Here is a 6707-nt window from a genome sequence, read left to right on the forward strand (position 1 = left end):
CGATGTCCGAAGCAAACGCATTCGCAGCAGATCCAGAAGCGGCGCTAACCGCCTTCAAAGTCCGGGTACTCCTGGTCGACGACCAGTTGATCATCGTCGAAGCGGTGCGCCGCATGCTGAGCGATCAGACCGATATCGAGTTCCACTACACGACCGACGCCGGCCAGGCGCTGCAGACGGCGTTGCAGCTGCAACCGACCGTGATCCTGCAGGACCTGGTGATGCCGACCATCGACGGTTTCGGCTTGATCAAGATCTACCGCGACGAGGAATCGCTGCGCCACGTGCCGGTGATCGTGTTGTCGGCCAAGGAGGACCCGAAGCTCAAGGCGCACAGCTTCGCCACCGGCGCCAACGACTACATGGTCAAGCTGCCCGACAAGCTGGAGCTGCTGGCGCGCGTGCGCTACCACTCCGGCGCCCATATCAGCCGCCTGCAGCGCGACCAGGCGTTCCGCTTCCTGCGCGAGAGCCAGAAGAACCTGGCCGACGCCAACATCGAACTGCAAAAGCTGGCGGCGCTCGACGCGCTGACCGGCATCGCCAACCGGCGCCGCTTCGACGAGACCATGGCGGTCGAATGGCAGCGTGCGCAGCGCGACAAGAAGCCATTGACCTTGCTGCTGTGCGACGTCGATTTCTTCAAACTGTATAACGACAGCTTCGGCCACCTCGCGGGCGACTTGTGCCTGAAGAAGGTGGCGGCCGTCCTGACCGAACATTTGAAGCGCCCCGCCGATCTGGCGGCGCGCTACGGCGGCGAGGAATTCGCCATCATCCTGCCGGAGACACCGGTGACCGGCGCGCTGATCGTGGCCGAGTCATGCCGCCGACACCTGGAACAGCTGGCCATCGAGAACCCGCAGGCGACCACCGATTTGTCGTCGGTGACGATGTCGATCGGCGTGGCGAGCGTGGTACCGTCGCCGCAGTCGCGTATCGAGGACTTGATCGAGCGAGCCGACCAGGCGCTGTACGCCGCCAAGAACGCAGGCCGCAACCGCGTCATGAGCGCGGACGACCTGCCCGGCCCCACCTAAACCTCATCCCACTAAGGAAAAACCGCAGCATGAGTGCTCAATTTGATCAAGTCAGCGTCGTCAAGAAATCGAACATCTACTTCGACGGCAAATGCGTGTCGCACAATATCATCCTCGCCGACGGCAGCAAGAAGAGCGTCGGCGTGATCTTCCCATCGAGCCTGACGTTCAACACCGGCGCGCCGGAGACGATGGAAATCACCGGCGGCGTGTGCAAGGTGCGCCAGGCCGGCGCCACGCAGTGGCAGACGTACGGCGCCGGACAGGAGTTCAAGGTCGGCGCTAACAGCCACTTCGACATCGAGACGTTGGAGACGGTCGATTACGTCTGCCACTTCGGTTAATCAAGCCATGGCGGGTCGGGCCACCCGCCATCGTCACACAAACACCGGCTCCGGCTCGAGCAGCACACCGTACCTCGCCTGCACGTCCGCCTGGATCGCCCGCGCCAGCGCCACCACCTCGGCGCCGGTCGCGCCGCCGTTATTGACCAGCACCAGCGCCTGTTTCGGATACACGCCGGCCGCGCCCAGGCTCCTGCCCTTCCACCCGCACTGATCGATCAACCAGCCCGCCGCCAGCTTCTCCGTGCCGTCGGGCTGCGGATGATGCACCAGCGCCGGAAAACGCTCCAGCAGCGCCGCGCACTGCGCGCCCGTCACCACCGGATTTTTAAAGAAGCTGCCGGCGTTGCCGATCACCGCCGGATCGGGCAGTTTGCGGCGGCGGATCGCCACCACCGTATCGGCCACCTGTCGGGCGCTGGGCGTGGCATATCCCTGCTCGGCCACCGCCTGCGCCAGTTCCGCATACCGCAGGTTCGGCTGCCACTGCCTGGGCAGCGCGAACGTCACATCCAGAATAACCAGATGGCGGCCGGCGTCCTGCTTGAAGACGCTGTCGCGATAGCCAAACCGGCACGCCCCCGCATCCATCGGATACGTCGTCCCGCTGCGCGGATCGAACACCGTCACGCTGTGCAACACGTCCTTGGTCTCCAGCCCATACGCGCCGATGTTCTGGATCGGCGCCGCGCCGACGGTACCGGGGATGAGCGACAGGTTTTCCAGCCCGCCCATGCCCTGCGCCAGCGTCCACTGCACGAACGCGTGCCAGTTTTCGCCGGCGGCAGCGCGCACCAAATGGCTGCGCTGATCGCCGCCGACCACCTGCTTGCCCGCCAGCGCGATGTGCAGCACCAGTCCGGGAAAATCGCCCGTCAGCAGCAGATTGCTGCCGCCGCCTATCACCAGCCTCGGCAAAGCGGCCCAGGCGGGATCGGCCAGCGCGCCGAGCAATTGCTCTGTTTCCGTCACGCGCAAATACGCGTGCGCGGTCGCGGCGATGCCGAAGGTATTGAGGGACTGTAAAGGAAACTGGTGCTGGATGGAGGACTGTGGATGCATGGAGGAAAAACCGATTAATTTAGTCGATTATAGAGCGAAACAAGCAAAAAACCAGCGCCCGTATGGGGGTGACTGGCCGGTTGTCCGTTAAAATGTCAGACTTTGATGGGGAGCCGTATTGCCCCATGCCACACGAAAAGGAAATAGCCATGCCGTCGTTTGATGTAGTGTCCGAAGCAGATATGATCGAAGTGAAGAATGCCGTCGAGCAATCTCAAAAGGAAATCGCCACCCGCTTTGACTTCAAGGGGACCGGCGCATCCGTCGAGCACAAGGAAAACGAACTGACCGTCGTCGCCGATTCCGAGTTCCAGCTGCAGCAGGTGCGTGACGTGCTGACCAACAAACTGGCCAAGCGCAAGGTCGACGTGCGCTTCCTCGAGGACGGCGACATCAAGAAGGTCGGCGGCGACAAGGTCAAGCAGGTCATCAAAATCAAGAATGGCATCGAGGCCGATGCGGCCAAGAAAATCGTGCGCGTCATCAAGGACAGCAAAATGAAGGTGCAGGCCAGCATCCAGGGCGAGGCCGTGCGCGTGACCGGCGCCAAGCGCGACGATCTGCAGGCCGCGATGGCCATGCTGCGCAAGGACGTCCCCGACATGCCGCTCGAGTTCAACAACTTCCGCGACTGATCCCGCCCGCGCGGCGTTGCCGCGCCGTCACAGAGCGGTAGCACACATGGAGTAGAATTAGTTTAGTCTCCATCGACGATGCTGCCGCGCGACCTGCATAGCGCCGGGCCACGCCCGGCAAACAACCTCGGTAGTCTAAGGATAGCAATGAAACGTGTTGATGATTTCCGCCTGCGATTTGGCAAAAACGAGTACGTGCCCATCATGGTCGGCGGAATGGGCGTGGACATCTCGACGTCGGAACTGGCGTTGGAAGCGGCCCGCCTGGGCGGCATCGGCCACATCTCCGATGCGATGGTCGAGGACGTGTCCGACCGCAAGTTCGATACGAGCTTCGTCAAGGATAAAACCAAGCTCTACAAATTCAACATCAACAATTCGGACAAGTCGGTCGTGCAGTTCGACCTCGAGCGCTTGGCCGACGCCCAGCGCCGCCACATCGGCGCCACCATGGCGGCGAAACAAGGCGATGGCCTGATTTTCGTGAACTGCATGGAAAAGCTGACCATGAACGGGCCGCGCGAAACCTTGCGCACGCGCCTGAACGCGGCGCTCGACGCCGGCATCGACGGCATCACCTTGTCGGCCGGCCTGCACTTCGGCTCGTTCGCCCTGATGGCCGACCATCCGCGCTTCCGTGAAGCCAAGCTGGGCATCATCGTCTCGTCGGTGCGCGCGCTGCAAATCTTCCTGCGCAAGAACGCCAAGCTGGACCGCCTGCCGGACTTCATCATCGTCGAAGGCCCGCTGGCCGGCGGCCACCTGGGCTTCGGCATGGACTGGGCCGAGTACGACCTGATGTCGATCACCAAGGAATTGCTGGCCTACCTGAAAACGGAAAACCTCGACATTCCGCTGATCGCCGCCGGCGGCATCTTCACCGGCAGCGACGCCGTCAGCTTCCTCGAAGCGGGCGCGGCGGGCGTGCAGGTGGCCACGCGCTTCACCATCACCCACGAATGCGGCCTGCCGGCCAAGGTCAAGCAGGAATACGTCAAGGCCACCGAGGACGACATCATCGTCAACGGCATCTCGCCGACCGGCTACCCGATGCGCATGCTCAAAAGCACGCCGGCGATCGGCGGCGGCATCCGTCCCGGCTGCGAGTCCTACGGCTACCTGCTCGACGCGACCGGCAACTGCGCCTACATCAACTCGTACAACCGCGAAGTGGCGGCCCATCCGAACGAGAAAAACATCGTCGTGATGGACAAGACCTGCCTGTGCACGCACATGCGCAACTTCAACTGCTGGACCTGCGGCCATTACACCTACCGCCTGAAGGACACCACGCACCGCAAGCCGGACGGCGAATACCAGCTGCTGTCGGCCGAGCACGTGTTCAAGGACTACCAGTTCAGCACCGACAACCAGATCGCGCTGCCGGAAAAAGAGTTCTGACCGGCGACCGCTCGCGGTAATGAAAAACGGCGCCTCGGCGCCGTTTTTTTATCCTTCGGAATTGATCCGGTGGATTAACGCGCCCAGGACCTCCTCGGCGCGCTCGTTGTCGACCTGGCAGGTGCCGGCGTTCTCGTGCCCGCCGCCGCCGTATTCCAGCATCAGCGCGCCGATGTTGGTCTTCGACGTGCGGTTCAAGATCGACTTGCCGGTGGCGAACACGGTGTTCTGGTTCTTCAGCCCCCACAGCACGTGGATCGAGATATTCGTCTGCGGGAACAGCGCGTAGATGATGAAACGGTTGCCGGCGAAGATGATTTCCTCGTTGCGCAGATCGAGCACCACCAGGTTCTTGTGCACGGTCGCGCAGCGGCGGATCTGGTCCTTGCACTTTTCCGCATGCTCGAAGTACAGGTCCTTGCGTTCCTTCACGTCCGGCAAGGCCATGATCTGCTCGATCGTATGGTTCTTGCACGCATCGATCAAGTCCATCATCAGGTTGTAGTTCGAAATGCGGAACTCGCGGAAGCGGCCCAGGCCGGTGCGCGCGTCCATCAGGAAGTTCAGCAAGTCCCAGTCTTCCGGGTGGAGCACTTCCTGCTCGTTGAAGCGGGCGGCGTCGCCCTTGTCGACGGCGGCCATCATGTCGCCCCAGGCGGCCGGGAAGGCTTTCTCGGCGCCGTAGTAGTCGTAGACCACCCGCGCGGCGGACGGCGCCTCCGGATGGATCACATGGTTGCTGCGTTCACCGGTGTTGCGGATGGTTTCCGACAGATGGTGGTCGAAGGCGATGTGCACACCCGGCACGTAGGGAAGATTGGTCGTGATGTCGTTGTCGGTGATCGCGATCTTCCCGTCCTGCATGTCCTTCGGATGCACGAACAGAATGTCGTCGATCATGTCCAGGTGTTTCAGCAGCACGGCGCAGACCAGGCCGTCGAAATCGCTGCGGGTGACCAGACGGAATTTATTTGCCATGAATCCACCTCAAAAGTTGAACAGTGCGATCATCCATCATACATGCCCTGAGGCACAAAAAGCGCGGAAGGCAACGCTTAAAGTTGCGTCTAATCATTTCTACATCAAGTGTTCGATAGAATCGCGTTTGACATGCGTCATTCCCGGCAGTACGATAAATTTCTTTAACTGGGTTTGAACGGGCGATGTCTGCCCGAGCTCCGTGGCACGGCGTTCCGCGCCTCCACGATACGGTTCAGTTCGAACCCCTCTGACCACCCGCAGGCCGCCGCTTTCAACCAGCCAGGCGCCGCGCAAACAAGGAGGGGCATGATTCATTTGCTTTCATTAGCCGGCAAACGGGCGCTTGCGGAACTCATCGCGGCCGAGCCGGTACTTGCGTTCACGTTCGACGGCACCCTGGCGCCGCCGGTCGTGCTGCCCAGCCAGGCACGCATGCAGCCGGCGCTGGAGCGCTGCTTCCGCGACCTGTGCGCCTTGCTGCCGGTCGCCGTCATTACCGGTCGCGGCCTCGACGATGTCGAGGCGCGGCTGCCGGTGCGTCCCGCTTATCTCGTTGGAAATCACGGCTCGGGCTGTTTGCCCGGCCAGGAGAATGACGCGCCGCGCGCGCGCGATATCTGCTCCGCCTGGTTGCGGCAGATGACCGATGAGCATGGCTTGCACAAGGTCGATCCCGGATTGCTGATCGCCGATCACGGGTGTTCGCTGTGGCTGCATTACCGGCTGCTGCGCGACAGGCCGCGCACCATGCGCGAGATCGAGCGCGTGCTTGGGGCGCTGCAACCGGCGCCGGTGGTGGTCGGGGCGCGCAGCGGCATCAATTTGCTGCCGCCGGACGCGCCCGGCAAGCGTGCTACGTTAAGCACGGTGCTGGATCATGCCTCGCGGCAAACGGCGCTGTATATCGGCGAGGATGAGGCGGACGAGCAAATCTTCAGGGATGCGCCGGAATCCTGGCTGACGGTGCGCATAGGCCGCAGCAAGGACAGCGCGGCGCGATACTTTCTGCACCATCAGTTCGAAGTGCTGGAATGTCTGCAGTTTTTGTTGGGGACGATCAGGCGGCATGAGACGGCTGTCCACGCATAAGCACAAACCTATAGGCAAGACGCAAAAAAGCCCACCATGATCACATGGTGGGCTTCTTCTTATAACTAGCCTGACGATAACCTACTTTCACACTGGTTGCAGCACTATCATCGGCGCAGAGTTGTTTCACGGTCCTGTTCGGGATGGGAAGGGGT

7 protein-coding genes are annotated in these 6707 nt (G+C 62.0%); 5 read left to right on the forward strand and 2 right to left on the reverse strand.

The window, feature by feature from the left end; all coding sequences use genetic code 11:
- The first annotated feature begins 2 nt into the window (after positions 1-2).
- Both BMX85_RS28610 and BMX85_RS28615 read left to right on the forward strand, forming a co-directional pair.
- The gene (locus BMX85_RS28610) at positions 3-1040 is read left to right on the forward strand and encodes a diguanylate cyclase (protein ID WP_090327558.1); all 1038 of its coding nucleotides are present in this window, start codon (positions 3-5) and stop codon (positions 1038-1040) included.
- Between the two features lie 29 nt (positions 1041-1069).
- Positions 1070-1384 carry a pyrimidine/purine nucleoside phosphorylase gene (locus BMX85_RS28615; RefSeq protein WP_090327562.1) on the forward strand — a complete coding sequence of 105 codons (315 nt, stop codon included), beginning with the start codon at positions 1070-1072 and terminating at the stop codon, positions 1382-1384.
- Between the two features lie 33 nt (positions 1385-1417).
- Here BMX85_RS28615 and murB read toward each other — a convergent pair whose 3' ends face one another.
- A complete protein-coding gene (gene murB / locus BMX85_RS28620) occupies positions 1418-2446 on the reverse strand; it encodes a UDP-N-acetylmuramate dehydrogenase (RefSeq protein ID WP_090327566.1) in 1029 nt (342 codons plus the stop codon).
- A gap of 149 nt (positions 2447-2595) precedes the next feature.
- Between murB and BMX85_RS28625 the strand changes: the two genes are divergently transcribed.
- Both BMX85_RS28625 and BMX85_RS28630 read left to right on the forward strand, forming a co-directional pair.
- Positions 2596-3081, forward strand: coding sequence for a YajQ family cyclic di-GMP-binding protein (locus BMX85_RS28625; protein ID WP_090327570.1), 486 nt, complete (start codon positions 2596-2598; stop codon positions 3079-3081).
- A gap of 147 nt (positions 3082-3228) precedes the next feature.
- Positions 3229-4482, forward strand: coding sequence for a nitronate monooxygenase (locus BMX85_RS28630; protein ID WP_090327575.1), 1254 nt, complete (start codon positions 3229-3231; stop codon positions 4480-4482).
- A gap of 48 nt (positions 4483-4530) precedes the next feature.
- On the opposite strand, the gene BMX85_RS28635 is transcribed toward BMX85_RS28630, so the two are convergent.
- Positions 4531-5460: an exopolyphosphatase gene (locus tag BMX85_RS28635; RefSeq protein ID WP_090327579.1), complete on the reverse strand. Its 930-nt coding sequence runs from the start codon at positions 5458-5460 to the stop codon at positions 4531-4533.
- Between the two features lie 309 nt (positions 5461-5769).
- On the opposite strand from BMX85_RS28635, the gene BMX85_RS28640 reads away from it, so the two are divergent.
- Positions 5770-6552 carry a trehalose-phosphatase gene (locus BMX85_RS28640; RefSeq protein WP_090327583.1) on the forward strand — a complete coding sequence of 261 codons (783 nt, stop codon included), beginning with the start codon at positions 5770-5772 and terminating at the stop codon, positions 6550-6552.
- Positions 6553-6707 lie beyond the last annotated feature (155 nt).

It is taken from the genome of Duganella sp. CF517 (genome assembly GCF_900110275.1).
GTDB lineage: Bacteria > Pseudomonadota > Gammaproteobacteria > Burkholderiales > Burkholderiaceae_D > Rugamonas.

Coding starts and splice junctions, on each gene's coding strand:
- BMX85_RS28610 (WP_090327558.1), top strand. CDS start 3: ATGTCCGAAGCAAACGCATTCGCAGCAGATCCAGAAGCGGCGCTAACC.
- BMX85_RS28615 (WP_090327562.1), top strand. CDS start 1,070: ATGAGTGCTCAATTTGATCAAGTCAGCGTCGTCAAGAAATCGAACATC.
- BMX85_RS28640 (WP_090327583.1), top strand. CDS start 5,770: ATGATTCATTTGCTTTCATTAGCCGGCAAACGGGCGCTTGCGGAACTC.
- BMX85_RS28635 (WP_090327579.1), bottom strand. CDS start 5,460: ATGGCAAATAAATTCCGTCTGGTCACCCGCAGCGATTTCGACGGCCTG.
- BMX85_RS28630 (WP_090327575.1), top strand. CDS start 3,229: ATGAAACGTGTTGATGATTTCCGCCTGCGATTTGGCAAAAACGAGTAC.
- BMX85_RS28625 (WP_090327570.1), top strand. CDS start 2,596: ATGCCGTCGTTTGATGTAGTGTCCGAAGCAGATATGATCGAAGTGAAG.
- murB (WP_090327566.1), bottom strand. CDS start 2,446: ATGCATCCACAGTCCTCCATCCAGCACCAGTTTCCTTTACAGTCCCTC.